Here is a 17,428-nt window from a genome sequence, read left to right on the forward strand (position 1 = left end):
GGCCGACGCTAGCATCCCGCGCATGATTCTCAAGACCCTGGGCCGGGTGGACTGGCAAGACACGGCCGCCGCCATGCAGGCCTTCACCGCCGCGCGCGGGCCCGACACCGCTGACGAACTGTGGCTGTGCGAGCACCCGCCCGTCTTCACGCTCGGTCTGGCCGCCAAGCCCGAGCACCTGCTGGCGCCGGGTGACATCCCGGTGGTGCAGAGCAACCGCGGTGGCCAGGTGACGTATCACGGCCCTGGGCAGATCGTGGCCTACCCGTTGGTGGACCTGAGCCGACTGGGCATCTACGTCAAGGAATACGTGTTCCGCCTGGAGGCGGCGCTGATCCAGACCCTGGAGCGCTTTGGACTGACCGGCCTGCGGGTGCCCAGCGCACCGGGCATCTATGTGCGCCTGGCCGACCCACGCGCCCATGCCGCGCCGCAGGGTCCGGCGCTAGATCCCTTCGAGGGACTGGGCAAGGTGGCGGCGCTGGGCATCAAGATCAGCCGGCACTGCAGCTACCACGGCCTGGCACTGAACGTGGCCATGGACCTCGAACCCTTTTCGCGGATCAACCCCTGTGGTTATCCCGGATTGCGAACGGTCGACCTCGTTACACTCGGCGGCCCCAGCGATTGGGCGGCCGTGGCCGCCGTGCTCACCGAGCGGCTGGCGGCGCAACTCCAGCCATGACGACCGAAATCAGCAGCTCCTACGACCCGTCCGAGAAGCAAAAGGGCGACGCCAAGACCAAGCGCATCCCCATCAAGGTGGTGCAGGCCGAGGTGCTGAAGAAGCCCGACTGGATCCGCGTGCGCGCCGGCTCGCCCAATACCCGCTTCTACGAGATCAAGCAGATCCTGCGCGAGCACAAGCTGCACACGGTCTGCGAGGAGGCCAGCTGCCCGAACATCGGCGAGTGCTTCGGTCATGGCACGGCGACCTTCATGATCATGGGCGACAAGTGCACGCGCCGCTGCCCCTTCTGCGACGTGGGCCATGGCCGGCCGGATCCCCTGGACCCGAATGAGCCTGCCAACCTGGCCAAGACGATCGGCGCGCTCAAGCTCAAGTACGTCGTCATCACCAGCGTGGACCGTGACGACCTGATCGACGGCGGCGCCCAGCATTTCGTCGATTGCATCCGCGAAACCCGCGCAGCCTCGCCGGCCACCAAAATCGAAGTGCTGGTGCCCGACTTCCGCGGCCGCGACGACCGCGCGCTGGAGATCCTGAAGGCCGCGCCGCCGGATGTGATGAACCACAACCTCGAGACCGTGCCGCGCCTCTACAAGGAAGCGCGCCCCGGCAGCGACTACGCCTTCAGCCTGAACCTGCTGAAGAAGTTCAAGGCCGCGGTGCCGGGCGTGCCCACCAAGTCCGGCCTGATGGTCGGCCTGGGCGAGACCGACGAGGAGATCCTCGAGGTGATGCGCGACCTGCGCGCCCATGGCGTGGACATGCTGACCATCGGCCAGTACCTGGCCCCCAGCGGCCACCACCTGCCGGTGCGCCGCTACGTGCACCCGGACACCTTCAAGATGTTCGAGCGCGCGGCGGAGCAGATGGGCTTCAGCCACGCGGCGGTGGGTGCGCTGGTGCGTTCCAGCTACCACGCCGACCGCCAGGCGGCCGAGGCCGGCGCGATCTGAGCTTCAGGCCGCGATCAGCTTCTCGATCAGCTGGTGCAGGGCCGGGAAGTCTGGCTCGCCCAGGATCTGCTTGACGATGCGGCCCTGCTTGTCGATCAGGAAGGTCGTGGGCGTCATGCGCACCGGGCCGAAGGCATTGGCGATCGCGCCGGTGTTGTCGATCGCCACGCCGAAGGGCAGCTTGCGGGTCTGGGCAAACTGCGCCACGTAGTCGGGCGGGTCGTACTGCATGGCCACGGCCAGGGTGTCGAAGCCCTTGCCCTGGAACTTGCGGTGCGTGGCGATGATCTCGGGCATCTCCTTCACGCAGGTGGCGCAGCTGGTGGCCCAGAAGTTCACCAGCATGACGCGACCGCCCCACTGGGCGCTGCTGTAAGTCTTGCCATCGAGCAGGGTGTAGTCCACCCGGGGAGCCGGGGTGCCGGCCTGCCAGTGCCAAGCCACGGCGCCCAGACCGGCGGCAGCCACGCCGGCCAGGCCGAGCAGGAGGTATCGACGATTCGTAGCCATGGCGCGATTCTCGCGCCTGGGCCAAGGCCCCACGGCTCGGGGGTCAGAGCCGGAAGGTCAGTTCCTGGCTGGCGGGCGCGAGTGCGCGGCGCAGCAGGATGGGCAGCTGGTTGGCCAGCTGGTCCTCGCGGCAGGGCGTGATGCCGGCGATGGCCGGCAAGGGACCGCCGCCTGTGGGCAGGAGCTCGATGAAGGCGAAGCGCGGCGCATCGGCGCGCACATGGCAGCAGAACTGCTCCAGGTCGGGGCCATGCAGGCGTCCGTCGACGACGATGGCCTGCGGCAGGCGCTCCAGGCATTGCTGGAAGGCGACGTCGACCGAGGACAGCACCTCCAGCGACCAGCCCAGCGGCTCCAGCGCGGCGCGCGCCGCCTGCACCAGCTCGGGCCGAGCGCTCACCAGCAGCACCTGCCAGCCCGCGAAGGGTCGCGTGTTGTGCCCGCTCTCGGTGTGGGCGGCCCCGAGGTCCAGGGTCTCCAGCACCTCGTGCAGGCGCGGCACCGGGAAGTCGAGTTGGGCGACACAGACCCCGGCCTCATCCTCGCGCTTGACTTCGGCGCCCAGCAGCGCGGCCGTGTGCTCCACCAGCAGCCAGTTCAGGCCGCGGTGCGCCTCCGGCGCCGGGCCGCGGCTCAGCTGGTCCAGGTCACGTACCGCGAAGCGACAGCGCAGGCGGGCCCGTACCGGCCAGGGCGTGAGTTGCAGGTCCAGATCGATGGAGCTGCGCGTGTGCGACAGCGCCCAATCCAGCAGGCTGTTGAGCAGGCTGGTCACCAGGGTCGGGTCGCCCTGGATCTCGGCCAAATGCAGGTGCACGCGCAACTGCAGCCCGCGCACGGCAGCTTCGCGCCGCCGCGTGGCACAGACCTGCTCCAGGCATTCGTTCAGGGCCAGGCGGTCCTGCGCCGGCCGCACCCGGCCACTGGCCAGGCGCCCGAGCTGGTGCGCCATGACGGCGCCGTCGCGTGCGCGCCGCAGCGGTTCGCGCAGACTGGCCAGGGCCGCGGCCAGCTCGCTGTTGCCATTGGCTTGCAGGGTTTGCAGGCGCTCCAGCGCCACCTGCAGCGGCTGCACCACCTCCGGCCCAAGCTGCGCCAGCACGGCACCCAGCTCGGTGGGCGCAGTGGCGGCCGCTTCGGCCGCGCTGGGGCGCGGCTGGGGAGGGTGGGACATGGGGATGGAGGACGCCACTGGGCTCAGGAGGCCTGAAGTGTGTGAATTACGGCCCGCTCCGTCCATCCCGGATGCGGGGGGCCTGGACGGGCGTCAGCCGAGCGCGCCCGAGTGGCGCCAGAACTGCAACTTTTCGTCATCCGCCCCCAGCCACTCGCTCAGGATGGCGGCGCCATGCTCGCCGAGGCGCGGTGGCGGCCGGCGGTACTGCACCGGCGTGGCGCTGAACCGGATGGGATTGCCGACGGCCTGGAGCTGCGGCGCCAGCGCATGGGGCAGGGAAACCACCATGCCGCGCGCCGCCACCTGGGGCAGGGCGAGGGCCTCGTCCACGCCGTTCACGGGGGCGCAGGGCACGCCGGCAGCTTCCAGGCGCTCCAGCCAGTGGGAGCGCGGCTGCCCCGCCAGCACGGGGGCCAGGCAGGCCTCCAGCGCCGGGCGGTGCCGCACCCGCTCGGCATTGCTGGCAAAGCGGGCGTCCTGCGCCCATTCGGCGTGGCTCAGGGCCTGGCAGAGGCGCTCGAACTGTCGGTCATTGCCCACGGCGATGACGATGTGGCCGTCCGCCGCCGCAAAGGCCTGGTAGGGCGCGATGCTGGGGTGGGCGTTGCCCTGGCGGCGCGGCGGCTGGCCACTGCACAGGGTCTGGCTGGCCAGGTTGGCCAGCATGGCGAGTTGGCAGTCCAGCAAGGCCAGATCGATGTGCTGGCCCTGGCCGGTGGCGTCGCGGTGGCGCAGCGCGGCCAGAATGGCGACGCTGGCATGCAGGCCGGTGAACAGATCGGTGACCGCTACCCCCACTTTCTGCGGGCCGGCGCCGGGCTCGCCCTCGGGCACGCCGGTCACGCTCATCAAGCCACCCAGGGCCTGGGCGACGAAGTCATAGCCGGGCCGCTCGGCCCAGGGCCCGGTCTGGCCGAAGCCGGTGATCGAGCAGATCACCAGGCGCGGATGCTGCTGCATCAGCTCGGCCGGCGCCAGGCCGTAGCGCGCCAGGTCGCCGACCTTGAAGTTCTCCACCAGCACATCGGCCTGGGCGGCCAACTCGCGCACCAGCGCGGCGCCTTCGGGGTGGGCCAGGTCGATCGTGATGGAGCGCTTGTTGCGGTTGGCGCACAGGTAGTAGGCGGACTCGGCCGAGTCCGAGCCAGCGGCTGCTGGCAGGAAGGGCGGGCCCCAGGCGCGCGTGTCATCACCCTTGCCCGGCCGCTCGACCTTGACCACGTCGGCGCCCAGGTCGGCCAGCATCTGCGTGGCCCAGGGGCCGGCGAGCACGCGGCTGAGGTCAAGGACACGGAGGCCGGCAAGGCTTTGGGCGGGGCGGGTCATGGGGCGCTCGGGAAGGGTGGGGCCTGAATAATGCCCGCATGCGTCATTTCACGATTCTTGCCCTGGCCCTGGGGCTGATGGCCTGCAGCCCGCGCTGGGATTGGCGCGAGCTGGAGCTGGCGGACGCCGAGTTGCGCGCCCGCTTCCCCTGCAAGCCCGCCATCCAGACCCGCGACGGCGCCGGCTTGGCGCATTGCGAGCAACAGGGGCTGCGCTTTTCGGTGGCCTGGGAGCGATTGGAGCGCCCCGAGCATCTGCAGCCGGCGCTGGCGCAGAGCGCGCCGCGCCTGGCCGGCCGCCTGGGCCTGGCGGTGCAGGGGCGCGACGAGGCCGCCAGCGCGCCGGCCGGGGCGCTCGCCTTTCCGGAGAGCGGCGCCTACCGCCTGCAGGGGCCTCAGGGCCAGGCGCAGCTGCTGACCTGGGTGCGCGGCATGCGCATCTACCAGGCCTTGGTGCAAGGCAAGACCCTGGATGCCGAGGCGGCTCACGAGTTCCTGCAGGGCCTGCAGCACCCGCACTCCGGATAATCCCGGGCATGGTCCAGCTCCTTCTCGTGGCCCACGCTCCGCTGGCCTCCGCGCTGGCGCAGGTGGCCCGGCACACCTACCCGGGCTGCAGCGCCCAGCTGCAAACCCTGGACATTCCGCCTGAATGGGACCTGCAGGCCGCAGAAGCCGCCATTCGCGCGCTGTTGCCGACTGATCAGCCCGTGTTGCTGCTGGTGGATACGCCCGGCGCCACGCCCTGCAATGCCGCCCAGGCCGCGCTGGCCGGCCGCACCGATGCCGCCCTGGTGCACGGCGTGAACGTGCCCATGCTCTGGCGCAGCCTGTGCTACGGCAGCCTGGGCCTGGCCGAGCTGGCGCAGCGCGCCGTCGAGGGCGGTTTGCGCGGTGTCGGGCAAGCCCCGGGCGGCGCCTGATTTGCAGCGGCTAATCTCGGGGGCATGCAGAAGTCGACCCTGAAGATCATCAACAAGCTGGGCCTGCACGCGCGTGCCTCCGCCAAGCTCACCAAACTGGCCGGCAGCTTCCGCTGCGAGGTCTTCCTGAGCCGCAATGGCCGGCGCGTGAATGCCAAAAGCATCATGGGCGTGATGATGCTGGCGGCAGGCATGGGCAGCGAGGTGGAGCTGGAGACCGAGGGCGAAGACGAGGCCCAGGCCCATGAGGCCATCGCCGCCCTGGTGGCCGACCGCTTCGGCGAAGGCGAGTAAGGACCGCGGCGATGAGCTTTCAGGTCTTCGGCACGGCGGTTTCGCGCGGGGTGGCCATCGGGCGCGCCGTGCTGGTGGCCTCCAGCCGCCTGGATGTCGCGCACTACTTCGTCGATGAGGCGCAGGTGCCCGTTGAGGTGGCGCGCTGCCATGCCGCGCGCGATCAGGTGGCCGAGGAGCTCACCCTGCTGCGCGACCAGCTGCCCCCCGACGCCCCGGCCGAGCTGGCCGCGCTGCTGGACGTGCACCTGATGCTGGTGCGCGACGAAGCGCTGGTGGACGCGGCCGTCGATTGGGTGCGCGAGCGCCACTACAACGCCGAATGGGCGCTCTCGGCCCAGCTCGAAGTGCTGGCGCGCCAGTTCGACGAGATGGAGGACGAGTACCTGCGCGAGCGCAAGGCTGACCTCGAACAGGTGGTGGAGCGCATGCTCTCGGTGCTGGCCCGCCAGGCCGACCCGACCTTGGGCCTGGCGCCGCGCGACTTCGCCGGCGAGGACCCGCTGCTGCTGGTGGCGGCCGACATTTCGCCCGCCGACCTGCTGGGCTTTCGCGACGGCGTGTTCAAGGGCTTCATCACCGACATCGGCGGCAAGACCTCGCACACCGCCATCGTGGCGCGCAGCATGGACATCCCGGCCGTGGTGGGCACGCGCGAGGCCTCGCGCCTGATCCGCCAGGACGACTGGGTGGTGATCGACGGCGACGCCGGAGCCGTCATCGTCAACCCCTCGCCCATCGTGCTGGAGGAGTACCGCTTCCGCCAGCGCCAGAGCGAGCTGGAGCGCGCCCGGCTGGCCCGGCTGCGTCACACCCCGGCCGTCACGCTGGATGGCGAGGCGGTGCAGATGCACGCCAACATCGAGCTGCCGGGCGACGCCAAGGCCGCACTCGCCGCCGGCGCCGAGGGCGTGGGCCTGTTCCGCTCCGAATTCCTCTTCATGGGCCGCGGCGGCCAGCTGCCCAGCGAGGAGGAGCAGTACGAGGCCTATCGCGAGGCCGTCGAGGCCATGCAGGGCCGGCCCGTCACCATCCGCACGGTGGACATCGGCGCCGACAAGCCGCTCGACCGCGCGCCGGCCGGCGATGGCCGCTACGACCATGTGCTGAACCCGGCCCTGGGCCTGCGCGCCATCCGCTGGAGCCTGTCCGAGCCGGCGATGTTCCGCCAGCAGCTGCGCGCCATCTACCGCGCCAGCGCCCACGGCCCGGTGCGCCTGCTGCTGCCCATGGTGGCGCACATGAAAGAGCTGCGCCAGGTGCGCGACTGCATCACCCGCGTGCGTCAGCAGCTGGTGGACAACCAGCAGCCCACCGGCCAGGTGGAGCTGGGCGTGATGATCGAGATCCCGGCCGCGGCCCTGATCCTCGACGCGCTGCTGCCGTTGGTGGACTTCGTCTCCATCGGCACCAACGATCTGATCCAGTACACGCTGGCCATCGACCGCGCCGACGAATCCGTCGCCCACCTCTACGACCCCTGGCACCCCGCCGTGATGCAGCTGCTTGCCACGGTCATCGGCGCCTGCCGCGCGCGCGGCAAGGGGGTGAGCGTGTGCGGCGAGATGGCCGGCGACGTCGCCTTCACCGACGCCCTGCTCGCCATGGGCCTGCGCAGCTTCTCCATGCACCCCTCGCAGATCGCCTTCGTCAAGCAGCGCATCCTGCGCGCCGACGCCAGCAAGCTGGCGGCCCAGCTGCCGCAGCTGCTGGGCGACGAAGACCCGGAGCGCGTGGCGAAGCGTTTGGGCTGGGCCTGAGACCCTGGGGGGCTGAAGGCCGGGGCGGGGACAATCTCGTCCCATGGCCCTCTTGTCTCTTACGAATGCCCATCTCGCCTTCGGGCATTGGCCGCTGCTGGACGCGGCGGAGTTCTCCCTCGAAACCGGCGAGCGCGTCGGTCTGATCGGCCGCAACGGCAGCGGCAAGAGCTCGCTGCTGAAGATCCTGGCCGGGCTGGAAAAGCTCGACGACGGGCTCTTGCAGCGCTCGCTCGAAACCCGCGTCGTCTATGTGCCGCAGGAGCCCGAGTTTGCGCCCGGCGCCACGGTCTTTGAAGCTGTCAGCGAGGGTGTGGCCGAGGCGCGTGACCTGCGCGCCCGTTTCGAGGCCCATGCCGAGGGTGAGGACCTGGACGCGCTGCAGACGCGGCTCGAAGCCCTGGGCGGCTGGACCTGGGAGCAGCGCGTGGCCGAGAGCCTGCAGCGCCTCGGGCTGGAGGGTGAGCGCCGCGTTGAGGAGCTTTCCGGTGGCCTGAAGAAGCGCGTGGCGCTGGCGCGGGCCCTGGTGGCCCAGCCCGATGTGCTGCTGCTGGACGAGCCCACCAACCACCTGGACCTGGATGCCATCCTCTGGCTCGAAGGGTTGCTGCGCGAGTTCCCCGGCAGCCTGCTCGTCATCACGCACGACCGCGCCTTCCTGGACGCCGTGTGCACCCGCATCGTCGAGTTGGACCGCGGCCAGCTGCGCGGCTACCCGGGCAACTTTGCCGCCTTCGAGGCCGCCAAGCAGCGCGAGCTGGAGGCCGAGGCCCTGGCCAACGCCCGCTTCGACAAGCTGCTGGCCCAGGAAGAGGTGTGGATCCGCAAGGGCGTGGAGGCGCGCCGCACCCGCTCGGTGGCGCGCGTGGCGCGCCTGGTCAAGTTGCGTGAGGAGCATGCGCAGCGCCGCAATGTGCAGGGCAAGGCCCAGCTCAAGGTGGATGCCGGCGAAAGCAGCGGCAAGCTGGTGGCCGAGCTGGTGGAGGTGACCAAGGGCTTTGCCGGTGCGCCGCCGGTGGTCAAGAACCTCTCGGCCGTGTTCATGCGGGGCGACAAGGTCGGCCTGGTGGGCCCGAACGGCGCCGGCAAGACCACCCTGCTGAAGCTGATCCTGGGCGAGCTGCAGCCCGACAGCGGCAGCGTGCGCACCGGCACCAAGATCCAGGTCGCGCACTTCGACCAGATGCGCGCCGGCCTGAACCTGGACGCCACGCTGGCCGACACCATCAGCCCCGGCTCGGAATGGATCGAGATCGGCGAGCAGCGCCAGCATGTGATGACCTACCTGCAGAACTTCCTGTTCGCGCCGCAGCGCGCCAACAGCCCGGTGCGCACGCTGTCGGGGGGCGAGCGCAACCGCCTGCTGCTGGCGCGCCTGTTCGCCCGGCCCGCCAATGTGCTGGTGCTGGACGAGCCGACCAACGACCTGGATGTCGAGACGCTGGACTTGCTGGAGGAGCTGCTGATCGACTACGCCGGCACGGTCTTCCTCGTCAGCCACGACCGCCGCTTCCTCGACCGCGTCGTCACCAGCACCCTGGTGGCCGAAGGGCAGGGCGTGTGGCGCGAGTACGAGGGCGGGGTGGAGGACTGGCTGGCGCAGAGCCAGCGTGCCCGCGCCGCGGCCCAGGCCGCGGCCGCCCCCAAGGCGGAAGCCGCCAAGCCCGCCCCGGCGCCGCGCAGCGAGGGCCCGGCACTGAAGCGCAAGCTCAGCTACAAGGAACAGCGCGAGCTGGAGGCGCTGCCGGCGCAGATCGAGGCCCTGGAAAAGGAACAGGCCGAACTGAACGCCCTGATGAACGGCAGCGAGCTCTACACCCAGGGGGCCGAGCGCATCAGCCAGGTGACGGCGCGGGCGGCGGCCATTGATGAGGAATTGATGGCGCTGCTGGAGCGCTGGACCGCGCTCAGCGACTGACCTTGTCCGCCGGCACGAAGCCGGCCACGCCCTCCAGCTGCAGCAGCTGCTCGCCGTGGCGGATCACCACCGCGGCGATCTTGCGCCGCTGCCCGCCGTGCTGGACCCACTCGCCGGGCTTGAAGGGCTTGGGCAGGGGCATGGGGGGCAGTTCGATGCGCCGGCCGGCGCGCGCATCCAGCCGGCCCTGGCTTTGCTGGGCCAGGCGGGCCGCCAGCTCGGGGCGTTCGCGGGCCATCCAGTCCAGGCTGGCCTGCAGGGTGTCGCGCAGCTGCTCGGGGCTGAAGGGTTTGGCCAGCACGAACTGGGCGTTCAGGGCCTGGGCGCGGGCCTTCAGTTCGGGGCTGAGCTCAAAGCCCGTCAGGCCCAGGCGGCAGTGCGGGTGGCGGGCACGCAGCTGGGCGTAGAGCTCCAGCCCGTCCGGGGTCTGCTTGGCGAAGGCGTCGGTGCAGAGGAAGTCGGGCGCCCAGCCCTCGGCCTGCTGCAGAGCCTCGGCCGGTGTGGCCGCAAAGCGCAGCTGCTCGGGGGCAAAACCAAAGCCGCCGAGCAGGCGCTGCGCAAACTGGCGCACGCCTTGGAGCGGATCGACGACGAGGAAGCGCAGGGCGGGGGCGGCCATGGTGGGAACTCCGATCGAGTTCCATTATTCGGAGCGCGGTTGGGCTCCGCCTTGCGTTGGGCCAAGCCCGGGTGGTCTGCCGGGGTATCGCTCAGGCCAGCGACGCACGCGTGCGCGCCAGGGCGGCCCAGAACTTGGCGTCCTGCGAGCAGGCGAAGTTCACGCGGATGTGCGGGCCGCTGCGCCGGCTGGGGCTGAAAAGCAGTTCGGGCGCGCAAGCAAAGCCTTCCAGCAGCATGCGCTGGGTCAGGCGCTCGCTGTCCACGCCGGTGTCCAGCCAGCCGAACAGGCCCTGGGGTGGGGCGGCGAAGGCAAAGCCATGCTGGCCGGCCAGGCGGGCGCAGCGGGCGCGCGCCGCTTCCAGGCGCTGCTGCACGCGCTCCACCTGGCGGCGCAGCGCGCCGCGCGCCAGCACGCCGGCCAGCGCGCGCTCCAGCAGCGCCGAGGTGCAGAGCTCGTGCACCAGCTTGCGTTCGCCCAGGCGGGCGATCAGATCCGGCCGGCCGGTGACGTAGCCGACGCGCAGGCCCGCGCCCAGCACCTTGGCAAAGCCGCTCACGTACAGGGTGCGGCGCAGGCCATCCAGTGCGGCCAGGCGCGGGCTGTGGGCGGGCGCGAAGGCGGCGTAGGTGTCGTCCTCGACGATCAGCACCTCGCCCCCCTCGCACAGGCGCAGCACCTCGTAGGCCTGGGCCAGGTTCAGGCAATGCCCGGTGGGGTTGTGCAGCACCGAGACGGTGACGTAGAGCCGCGGCCGGTGCTCGCGGATCAGCTGCGCCATCTGCTCCAGGTCTGGCCCCTGCGCGCCGCGCCGCACGGGCAGCAGACGCAGGCCGGCCAGCACCAGGCGGGCGTACTCGATCGGCCAGCCGGGCTCGTCCACCAGCACCGCATCGCCCGGCTGGGTCAGCTCGTGGGCGATCAGGTCGAGCGCCTGGGTCGCGCCCACCGTGGTGAGGATCTGCTCGGCATCGCTGGCGATGCCGATCTCGGCCAGGCGCTGCGCCAGCACCTGCCGCAGCTCGGGGTCGCCCGCCGGGTCGGCATAGCGCAGCAGCAGGCCTTCCTGGCCGGGGGCCAGCGCGGCGCGCAGCGCCTGGCGCAGCGGCGCGGCGTCCAGCCAGCTCTGCGGCAGGGTGCCGTGGGCGGGCGAGTCCTGGTGCTCGGAGCGCAGCAGGTTGCGGATCAGCGTCATGGCGTCAAACGGCGCCGGGCCGCTGGCGGCGCGGGCCGTGCCGGTCGGCGCGGGCCGGGGCGCGGGTTTGGCGTCGCGCACGTAGAAGCCGCGCTGGCGGCGCGCCTCCACCAGCCCTTGGGCCTGCAGGCGGTCGTAGGCGGCCACCACGGTGTAGGGGCTGAGCCCGTGCAGGCGCGCGGCCTCGCGCACCGAGGGCAGGCGGGCGCCGGGCAGCAGCAGGCGTTGGTCGATGCGCTGCGCCAGGTCCGCCGCCAGGCCTTCGGCCAGGCCCACTGTGTTGGTCATGATCCCGATACAGATTGGCTGTGTGTGGCGCAAAGTGTATTGGTGCTGTGCTGGATTGTCCGCCCAGAATCAGGCCTCACACCGCTTCCGCCCTGGCGCAGAAAGCACGACGCGATGACGATGGAAATCCTGCTGGCCTTTGCCCTGTTTGCCGGGGTGTCCTCGATCACCCCGGGGCCGAACAACCTGATGCTGCTGAGCTCGGGCCTGAACTTCGGCTTCCGGGCCTCGATTCCCCATGTGCTGGGCATCTCCATCGGCTTCGCCTTCATGCTGGTGGCGGTGGGCCTGGGCCTGGCACTGGCGTTCGAGCGCTGGCCCCTGCTGTACCAGTTGCTGAAGATTGCCGGCGTGGCCTATCTGCTGTGGCTGGCCTGGGGGCTGGCGAGCGCGGGCAGCCTTTCGCTGGACCGGCGCGCGGGGGCGCCCAAGCCCATGGGCTTCTGGGCCGCCGCGGCCTTTCAATGGGTCAATCCCAAGGCCTGGGTGATGGGCGTCTCGGCCTTTGCCACCTACATGCCGGCGCAGGGCCTGTCCTCGGTGCTGTTGACGGCCACCTTGTTCGCGCTCATCAACCTGCCCTCGGTGGCCGCTTGGGCGCTGTGCGGCAGCCAGCTGCGCCATTGGCTGGCCGAGCCGGCGCGGCAGCGGATGTTCAACCGGGTGATGGCGGCCCTGCTGGTGCTCAGCCTGCTGCCGCTGCTGCTCGAAGGGAAGGGCGCATGAGTTCGAGACTGCTGGGCTTGCTGGGCGGCATGAGCTGGGTCTCCAGCGCCCAGCTCTATACGCAGATCAATCAGGGCGTGGCCGCGCGCCGGGGCGGCCTGCACAGCGCGGCCCTGCTGCTGCACAGCGTGGACTTCGCGCCGCTTGCGGTGGCGCAGGCGGCCGGCGATTGGGCGGCGATTGCCCGCCAGCTGGGCGAGGCCGGCGCCGGCCTGCGCCGCGCCGGTGCGCAGGCCCTGCTGCTGGCTACCAACACCATGCACGCGGTGGCGGACGAGATCGAGCAGCGCGCCGAGCTGCCGCTGCTGCACCTGGTGGACATCACCGCCGCCGCCCTGCGCCAGCACGGCGTGCGCAGCGTCGGCCTGCTCGGCACGCGTTTCACCATGGAGCTGCCCTTCTACGCCGAGCGCCTGGCGCGCCATGGCATTGCGCTGCGGGTGCCGGATGACGCCGGCCGCGCCGCCGTGCACCGCTGCATCTATGAGGAGCTCTGCCAGGACCGCGTGACGCCGGCCGCCACGGCGCTGCTGCGCGAGCAGGTGCAGGCCCTGGCGGCCGCCGGCGCCCAGGCCGTGGTGCTGGGCTGCACCGAACTGAGCCTGGCCCTGCCCGCCAGCGCCCCCGTGGCCCTGCCCTTGTTCGACAGCACGGCGCTGCAGGCCGCCGCGGCCGTGGACTGGCTGTGCGGGGTGGCCCCCACGCATCACCCGACCGAGCGGTCGGCCGCCGCCGGCGCCATCGCACAATCCACCCCTTGCCTTACCAACCGGCCCCTGACATGAGCAACCCCTGGACCCTGGCGCACCGCGCGGCGCGCATGAACCCCTCGATCATTCGCGAGATCCTCAAGGTCACCGAGAAGCCCGGCATCCTGTCGATGGCCGGTGGTCTGCCGAGCAGCGACACCTTCCCGGTCGAGGAGATCAAGGCCGCTTGCGCCAAGGTGCTGACGGACAACCCGCGCGAATCCCTGCAGTACGCCGCCAGCGAGGGCTTTGCCCCTTTGCGTGAATGGGCCGCCGCGCGTGTGAACGCCGAGCTGGGCATGGACGTCTCGCCCGATCAGGTACTCGTCACCAGCGGTTCGCAGCAGGGCCTGGACCTGGTGGGCAAGATCCTGTGCGACCAGGGCGCTCCGGTGGCGGTGGAAACGCCCACCTACCTGGGCGCCCTGCAGGCCTTCACGCCCTACGAGCCGCTGTTCCACAGCCTGGCCAGTGACATCAATGGCCCGCTGCCCGAGGCGATTGCCGAGCTGCCGCGCACGGCGCCGGGCACGCGCTTCATGTACCTGCTGCCGAACTTCCAGAACCCGACCGGCCGCGTGATGCCGGCCGAGCGCCGCGATGCCGTGATGGCCGCCGCTCAAGGAGCAGGCGTGCCCGTGGTGGAAGACAACCCCTACGGCGATCTGTGGTTCGACGAGCACCCCGGTGCCTCGCTCTCCAGCCGCTGGGCCGAGGGCAGCATCTACCTGGGCAGCTTCTCGAAGATCCTCACCCCCGGCTTCCGCCTCGGCTACGCCATCGCCCCCAAGGCGCTGTACCCCAAGCTGCTGCAGGCCAAGCAGGCGGCCGACCTGCACACCCCGGGCTTCAACCAGCGCGTGGTCTATGAAGTCATCAAGGACGGTTTCCTGGATCGCCACATCCCCAGCATCCGTGCCCGCTACAAGGCGAACCGCGATGCCATGGCCAAGGCCATCAAGGAACACCTGCCGGCCGGCTGCGAGTACGCCGAACCCAAGGGCGGCATGTTCTTCTGGATCCGCCTGCCCGAGGGCCTGAACGCCATCGAGTTGCTCTCGCTGGCCGTGGACGCCGGCATCGCCTTCGTGCCCGGTGCGGCCTTCTATGCCGCCAACCCCGACCCGCGCGCGCTGCGCCTGAGTTTCGTCACGCTCACGCCCGACCAGATCGAGAAGGGCGTGGCCATCCTGGGCAAGGTGCTGCACGACGCGCTCAACAGCACCCACGCGATTCCGACTCCTTGATGCAGCAGATCGAGCGCGGCGGCCGCCGCTACACCCTGAGCAGCGACCCGGCCGCGCTCGATGTTGACGCGGTGCACGCGATGCTCAGCCGCGCCTACTGGTGCGAGGGCATCCCGCGCGAGGTCGTGGCCAAGGCGATGGCGCACTCGCTCGCCTTCAGCCTCTGGTGCGAGGAAGCGCCGCGTCGCCAGGTCGGCATCGCCCGCTGGGTGACCGACCGCGCCACCTTCGCCTACCTCTGCGATGTGTTTCTGCATGAAGACCACCGTGGCCTGGGACTGGGCGATTGGCTGGTGGGCCAGGGGCTCCAGCACCCCGATCTGCAGGGCCTGCGCCGCCAGGTGCTGTTCACCGCCGACATGCACGCCCTCTACGCCCGCCACGGCTTCACGCCGCTGAAGACGCCCGAGCGCGGCATGGAGATCGTGCGCCCCAACCTCTACAAGGCCAAGGCATGAAGAGCCGCCGCTACACCGTCGTCGATGTCTTCACCGCCACGCCGCTGAAGGGCAATCCGCTGGCCGTGGTGGTCGATGCCGAAGGCCTGAGCGACGCGCAGATGCAGGCCTTCGCGCGCTGGACGAACCTGAGCGAAACCAGCTTTCTGCTGCCGCCCACGCAGGCCGGTGCCGACTACCGCGTGCGCATCTTCACGCCGCAGCGCGAGCTGCCCTTTGCCGGCCACCCCACGCTGGGCAGCTGCCAGGCCTGGTTGAGCCAGGGTGGCGAGCCGCAGGGCGACGCCGTGGTGCAGGAATGCGCCGTGGGTCTGGTGCGGGTCCGTCGGGAGCAAGGCCGGCTGGCCTTCGCCGCGCCGCCGCTCTTGCGCAGCGGGCCGCTGGAAGAGGGCGTGCTGGCGCAGATCCAGACGGCCCTGCATCTGCAGCCCGAGGACGTCGTGGCCCACCAGTGGGTGGACAACGGCCCCGGTTGGTGTGCGGTGATGCTGCGCTCGGCCGAGCAGGTGCTGGCCTTGAAGCCGGACTTCGCCGCCCTGCAGCCCCTGGAGCTGGGGGTCGTCGGCCCGCATCTGCAGAAGGTGGGTGTGGTGGCGCCGCAGCAAGGCGAGGCCCAGTTCGAGGTGCGCGCCTTCATCTCGACGATGGGGGTGCCCGAAGATCCGGTGACCGGCAGCCTGAACGCCGGCTTGGCGCAATGGCTGATCGGCAGTGGCCTGGCGCCCGATCACTACGTGGCCGCGCAGGGCACCGCCCTGGGCCGCGCGGGCCGCGTGCATGTGCAGCGCGAGGGCGCAACGATCTGGGTCGGCGGCGCCGTGCAGACCCTGGTGCAAGGGATGGTGACGCTGTGAACCCGACCGAAGAACTGTTCCGCGAGGACGCGCACCTGCTGCGCTGCGAGGCCCTGGTGCTGGGCCTGGAGGAGGGCGGCGGCCTGATTCTCGACCGCACCGTGGCCTACCCGCTCGGCGGTGGCCAGGCGGGCGACAGCGGCTGCATCCGCGCCGGCGACCAGAGCTGGCGCTTTGCCGACGCGCGCAAAAGCAAGCAGCATCCCGGCGCCATCCTGCACCTGATCGAAGGCGAGGGGCCACCGCCCGGCACGCCGGTGGTGGTGGAGATCGACGCGGCGCGGCGCGACAAGCACCGCCGTTTTCACACCAGCACCCATCTGCTCTGTGCCCTGCTGCCCTACCCGGTGGACGGCTGCTCGATCACCGAGGCCTACGCGCGCCTGGACTTCCACACCGACGAGGCCTTCGACAAGGAGGCCCTTCAGGCCGGCCTGGACCGACTGGTGGCCGAGGCCCGCGCCGTGCGCCACCGCTGGATCAGCGAAGAGGAGCTGGACGCCAACCCCAGCCTGGTGCGCAGCATGAGCGTGCAGCCGCCGCGCGGCTTGGGGCGCATCCGCGTCATCGAGGTGGAGGGCGTGGACTTGCAGCCCTGCGGCGGCACGCATGTGGCGAACACGGCAGAGATCGGAGAGGTGCGCGTGACCAAGATTGAAAAGAAGGCGGCCAAGACCCGGAGGGTCGTGCTTGGTTTCGACGCCTGAACCGCTGCGACTGTTCATTGCGCTCTGGCCCGATGCGGCCACGGCGCAAGCGCTCCACGCCTGGTCCGATGGCCTGCACTGGCCGCCCGGCGCGCGCCGCCATCCGGCCGCTCATCTTCATCTGACACTGCACTTCCTCGGCGCCACCGCGCCAGACCGCGTGCCCGAGATCGCGGCGCTGCTGCCCGCGCGCATCGAACCCATTGAGCTGCATTGGGGCGAGCACCAGGATTGGGGCCACGGCTTGCAGGTGCTGTGCCCACTGGATCCGCCTGCGGCCCTGTTCGAGTTGCAGCAGCAGCTGGGTCAGCGCTTGCAGGCGCACGGATTGCCGGTGGAGACGCGCCCTTACCGCCCGCATCTCACGCTCGCGCGCAAGGCGTCGGGCGTGCGGGCGGCGCAGGAGTTGGACCTGCGTTGGCGCGCCACCCGCCTGGTGCTGGCGCAGTCACTGCGCGGCTACCACGCGCTCTGGAGCAGTGCTGACTAAACTCCGTCGCTCATCATCATGAGTGCCCCTAACCTGAGTCTGATCGCGCCGGCCGACGCCGCGCTCTGGGATGCCGCCCGGCACATTGCGCGCGAGTACGCCGAGCAGCTGGGTGTGGATCTCTGCTTCCAGCAGTTCGATGCCGAGCTCGCGGCCATGCCCGAGCACTACGGCGAGCCCCAGGGCCTGTTCCTGCTGGCCATGGTCGACGGCGAGGTGGCCGGCTGCGGTGGCTTTCGCCCGCTGCCCGATGTCGACTACCCGAATGCCTGCGAGATGAAGCGCCTGTTCGTGCGCCCGGCCTTCCGGCGTTTCGGGCTCGGGCGTCTGATCGCGCAAGGCCTGATCGATCGCGCGCTCGAAGCCGGCTACTCGACCATGCTGCTCGACACCCTGGACGACATGGAGGCCGCGCGCGGGCTCTACGAGACCCTGGGCTTCGAAGAGGTGCCGCCGTACTACTACAACCCGATTCCGGGCGCGCACTACCTCAAGGTCGATCTGACCGCACCGCGCAGTTCGTATTTCGGCTAGTTACAGGCCT

General features: G+C 70.7%; 20 protein-coding genes. 15 read left to right on the forward strand and 5 right to left on the reverse strand.

All coding sequences use genetic code 11. From position 1 onward, the window contains the following. Window positions 1-22 precede the first annotated feature (22 nt). The gene (gene lipB / locus I7X39_RS10880; RefSeq protein ID WP_198111172.1) at window positions 23-685 is read left to right on the forward strand and encodes a lipoyl(octanoyl) transferase LipB; all 663 of its coding nucleotides are present in this window, start codon (window positions 23-25) and stop codon (window positions 683-685) included. After that, window positions 682-1,644 (forward strand): lipoyl synthase, encoded by a 963-nt coding sequence (gene lipA, locus I7X39_RS10885; RefSeq protein ID WP_198111173.1) that lies wholly within the window; start codon window positions 682-684, stop codon window positions 1,642-1,644. Before lipB ends, lipA begins: the two co-directional genes overlap by 4 nt. Before the next feature lie 3 nt (window positions 1,645-1,647). Here the strand turns inward: lipA and I7X39_RS10890 are convergent, their stop codons facing one another. The 3 genes from I7X39_RS10890 to I7X39_RS10900 all read right to left on the reverse strand — a co-directional run bounded on the left by I7X39_RS10890 (window position 1,648) and on the right by I7X39_RS10900 (window position 4,657). Then, entirely contained in the window at window positions 1,648-2,154 is a 507-nt protein-coding gene (locus I7X39_RS10890) for a TlpA family protein disulfide reductase (RefSeq protein ID WP_198111174.1), read from the reverse strand. Between the two features lie 43 nt (window positions 2,155-2,197). Then, window positions 2,198-3,328, reverse strand: coding sequence for an ATP-binding protein (locus tag I7X39_RS10895; protein ID WP_198111175.1), 1,131 nt, complete (start codon window positions 3,326-3,328; stop codon window positions 2,198-2,200). A gap of 93 nt (window positions 3,329-3,421) precedes the next feature. Then, window positions 3,422-4,657 carry a CaiB/BaiF CoA transferase family protein gene (locus tag I7X39_RS10900; RefSeq protein WP_198111176.1) on the reverse strand — a complete coding sequence of 412 codons (1,236 nt, stop codon included), beginning with the start codon at window positions 4,655-4,657 and terminating at the stop codon, window positions 3,422-3,424. A gap of 38 nt (window positions 4,658-4,695) precedes the next feature. On the opposite strand from I7X39_RS10900, the gene I7X39_RS10905 reads away from it, so the two are divergent. Genes I7X39_RS10905 through I7X39_RS10925 form a run of 5 tightly spaced genes read left to right on the forward strand, consistent with a single transcriptional unit; the run spans window position 4,696 to window position 9,551 of the window. Further along, complete coding sequence (locus I7X39_RS10905) at window positions 4,696-5,184, forward strand: hypothetical protein (RefSeq protein WP_198111177.1); 489 nt, start codon at window positions 4,696-4,698, stop codon at window positions 5,182-5,184. 8 nt (window positions 5,185-5,192) lie between these two features. Further along, window positions 5,193-5,579: a PTS sugar transporter subunit IIA gene (locus I7X39_RS10910; protein WP_198111178.1), complete on the forward strand. Its 387-nt coding sequence runs from the start codon at window positions 5,193-5,195 to the stop codon at window positions 5,577-5,579. Between the two features lie 24 nt (window positions 5,580-5,603). After that, a complete protein-coding gene (locus I7X39_RS10915) occupies window positions 5,604-5,873 on the forward strand; it encodes an HPr family phosphocarrier protein (protein ID WP_198111179.1) in 270 nt (89 codons plus the stop codon). 11 nt (window positions 5,874-5,884) lie between these two features. Next, on the forward strand, window positions 5,885-7,633 hold the full coding sequence (gene ptsP, locus I7X39_RS10920) for a phosphoenolpyruvate--protein phosphotransferase (protein WP_198111180.1): 1,749 nt from the start codon (window positions 5,885-5,887) through the stop codon (window positions 7,631-7,633). Window positions 7,634-7,676: 43 nt separating this feature from the next. After that, window positions 7,677-9,551 carry an ATP-binding cassette domain-containing protein gene (locus I7X39_RS10925; RefSeq protein WP_198111181.1) on the forward strand — a complete coding sequence of 625 codons (1,875 nt, stop codon included), beginning with the start codon at window positions 7,677-7,679 and terminating at the stop codon, window positions 9,549-9,551. Here the strand turns inward: I7X39_RS10925 and I7X39_RS10930 are convergent. Together I7X39_RS10930 and I7X39_RS10935 are read right to left on the reverse strand one after the other, a co-directional pair. After that, complete coding sequence (locus tag I7X39_RS10930; protein ID WP_198111182.1) at window positions 9,541-10,170, reverse strand: response regulator; 630 nt, start codon at window positions 10,168-10,170, stop codon at window positions 9,541-9,543. The two genes, I7X39_RS10925 and I7X39_RS10930, sit on opposite strands and share 11 nt — an antisense overlap. A 91-nt stretch (window positions 10,171-10,261) precedes the next feature. Then, window positions 10,262-11,653 carry an aminotransferase-like domain-containing protein gene (locus I7X39_RS10935; protein ID WP_198111183.1) on the reverse strand — a complete coding sequence of 464 codons (1,392 nt, stop codon included), beginning with the start codon at window positions 11,651-11,653 and terminating at the stop codon, window positions 10,262-10,264. A gap of 114 nt (window positions 11,654-11,767) precedes the next feature. On the opposite strand from I7X39_RS10935, the gene I7X39_RS10940 reads away from it, so the two are divergent. Genes I7X39_RS10940 through I7X39_RS10975 form a run of 8 tightly spaced genes read left to right on the forward strand, consistent with a single transcriptional unit; the run spans window position 11,768 to window position 17,418 of the window. Then, complete coding sequence (locus I7X39_RS10940; RefSeq protein ID WP_198111184.1) at window positions 11,768-12,379, forward strand: LysE family translocator; 612 nt, start codon at window positions 11,768-11,770, stop codon at window positions 12,377-12,379. Next, window positions 12,376-13,164: an aspartate/glutamate racemase family protein gene (locus I7X39_RS10945; protein WP_198111185.1), complete on the forward strand. Its 789-nt coding sequence runs from the start codon at window positions 12,376-12,378 to the stop codon at window positions 13,162-13,164. The genes I7X39_RS10940 and I7X39_RS10945 overlap by 4 nt, the downstream gene beginning before the upstream one ends. After that, the gene (locus tag I7X39_RS10950; RefSeq protein WP_198111186.1) at window positions 13,161-14,375 is read left to right on the forward strand and encodes an aminotransferase-like domain-containing protein; all 1,215 of its coding nucleotides are present in this window, start codon (window positions 13,161-13,163) and stop codon (window positions 14,373-14,375) included. Before I7X39_RS10945 ends, I7X39_RS10950 begins: the two co-directional genes overlap by 4 nt. Then, window positions 14,375-14,833 carry a GNAT family N-acetyltransferase gene (locus tag I7X39_RS10955; RefSeq protein ID WP_198111187.1) on the forward strand — a complete coding sequence of 153 codons (459 nt, stop codon included), beginning with the start codon at window positions 14,375-14,377 and terminating at the stop codon, window positions 14,831-14,833. Before I7X39_RS10950 ends, I7X39_RS10955 begins: the two co-directional genes overlap by 1 nt. Next, window positions 14,830-15,687 (forward strand): PhzF family protein, encoded by an 858-nt coding sequence (locus I7X39_RS10960; RefSeq protein WP_198111188.1) that lies wholly within the window; start codon window positions 14,830-14,832, stop codon window positions 15,685-15,687. Before I7X39_RS10955 ends, I7X39_RS10960 begins: the two co-directional genes overlap by 4 nt. After that, window positions 15,684-16,394 (forward strand): alanyl-tRNA editing protein, encoded by a 711-nt coding sequence (locus I7X39_RS10965; protein WP_198111189.1) that lies wholly within the window; start codon window positions 15,684-15,686, stop codon window positions 16,392-16,394. Before I7X39_RS10960 ends, I7X39_RS10965 begins: the two co-directional genes overlap by 4 nt. Further along, the gene (gene thpR, locus I7X39_RS10970) at window positions 16,378-16,884 is read left to right on the forward strand and encodes an RNA 2',3'-cyclic phosphodiesterase (RefSeq protein ID WP_198111190.1); all 507 of its coding nucleotides are present in this window, start codon (window positions 16,378-16,380) and stop codon (window positions 16,882-16,884) included. Before I7X39_RS10965 ends, thpR begins: the two co-directional genes overlap by 17 nt. Window positions 16,885-16,902: 18 nt before the next feature. Next, window positions 16,903-17,418, forward strand: a complete 516-nt coding sequence (locus tag I7X39_RS10975; protein WP_198111191.1) for a GNAT family N-acetyltransferase — start codon at window positions 16,903-16,905, stop codon at window positions 17,416-17,418. Window positions 17,419-17,428 lie beyond the last annotated feature (10 nt).

The sequence above is a fragment of the Inhella proteolytica genome (assembly GCF_016093275.1).
In the GTDB taxonomy this organism is placed as follows: Bacteria; Pseudomonadota; Gammaproteobacteria; order Burkholderiales; family Burkholderiaceae_C; genus Inhella; species Inhella proteolytica.

Coding starts and splice junctions, on each gene's coding strand:
- lipB (WP_198111172.1), top strand. CDS start 23: ATGATTCTCAAGACCCTGGGCCGGGTGGACTGGCAAGACACGGCCGCC.
- lipA (WP_198111173.1), top strand. CDS start 682: ATGACGACCGAAATCAGCAGCTCCTACGACCCGTCCGAGAAGCAAAAG.
- I7X39_RS10890 (WP_198111174.1), bottom strand. CDS start 2,154: ATGGCTACGAATCGTCGATACCTCCTGCTCGGCCTGGCCGGCGTGGCT.
- I7X39_RS10895 (WP_198111175.1), bottom strand. CDS start 3,328: ATGTCCCACCCTCCCCAGCCGCGCCCCAGCGCGGCCGAAGCGGCCGCC.
- I7X39_RS10900 (WP_198111176.1), bottom strand. CDS start 4,657: ATGACCCGCCCCGCCCAAAGCCTTGCCGGCCTCCGTGTCCTTGACCTC.
- I7X39_RS10905 (WP_198111177.1), top strand. CDS start 4,696: ATGCGTCATTTCACGATTCTTGCCCTGGCCCTGGGGCTGATGGCCTGC.
- I7X39_RS10910 (WP_198111178.1), top strand. CDS start 5,193: ATGGTCCAGCTCCTTCTCGTGGCCCACGCTCCGCTGGCCTCCGCGCTG.
- I7X39_RS10915 (WP_198111179.1), top strand. CDS start 5,604: ATGCAGAAGTCGACCCTGAAGATCATCAACAAGCTGGGCCTGCACGCG.
- ptsP (WP_198111180.1), top strand. CDS start 5,885: ATGAGCTTTCAGGTCTTCGGCACGGCGGTTTCGCGCGGGGTGGCCATC.
- I7X39_RS10925 (WP_198111181.1), top strand. CDS start 7,677: ATGGCCCTCTTGTCTCTTACGAATGCCCATCTCGCCTTCGGGCATTGG.
- I7X39_RS10930 (WP_198111182.1), bottom strand. CDS start 10,170: ATGGCCGCCCCCGCCCTGCGCTTCCTCGTCGTCGATCCGCTCCAAGGC.
- I7X39_RS10935 (WP_198111183.1), bottom strand. CDS start 11,653: ATGACCAACACAGTGGGCCTGGCCGAAGGCCTGGCGGCGGACCTGGCG.
- I7X39_RS10940 (WP_198111184.1), top strand. CDS start 11,768: ATGACGATGGAAATCCTGCTGGCCTTTGCCCTGTTTGCCGGGGTGTCC.
- I7X39_RS10945 (WP_198111185.1), top strand. CDS start 12,376: ATGAGTTCGAGACTGCTGGGCTTGCTGGGCGGCATGAGCTGGGTCTCC.
- I7X39_RS10950 (WP_198111186.1), top strand. CDS start 13,161: ATGAGCAACCCCTGGACCCTGGCGCACCGCGCGGCGCGCATGAACCCC.
- I7X39_RS10955 (WP_198111187.1), top strand. CDS start 14,375: ATGCAGCAGATCGAGCGCGGCGGCCGCCGCTACACCCTGAGCAGCGAC.
- I7X39_RS10960 (WP_198111188.1), top strand. CDS start 14,830: ATGAAGAGCCGCCGCTACACCGTCGTCGATGTCTTCACCGCCACGCCG.
- I7X39_RS10975 (WP_198111191.1), top strand. CDS start 16,903: ATGAGTGCCCCTAACCTGAGTCTGATCGCGCCGGCCGACGCCGCGCTC.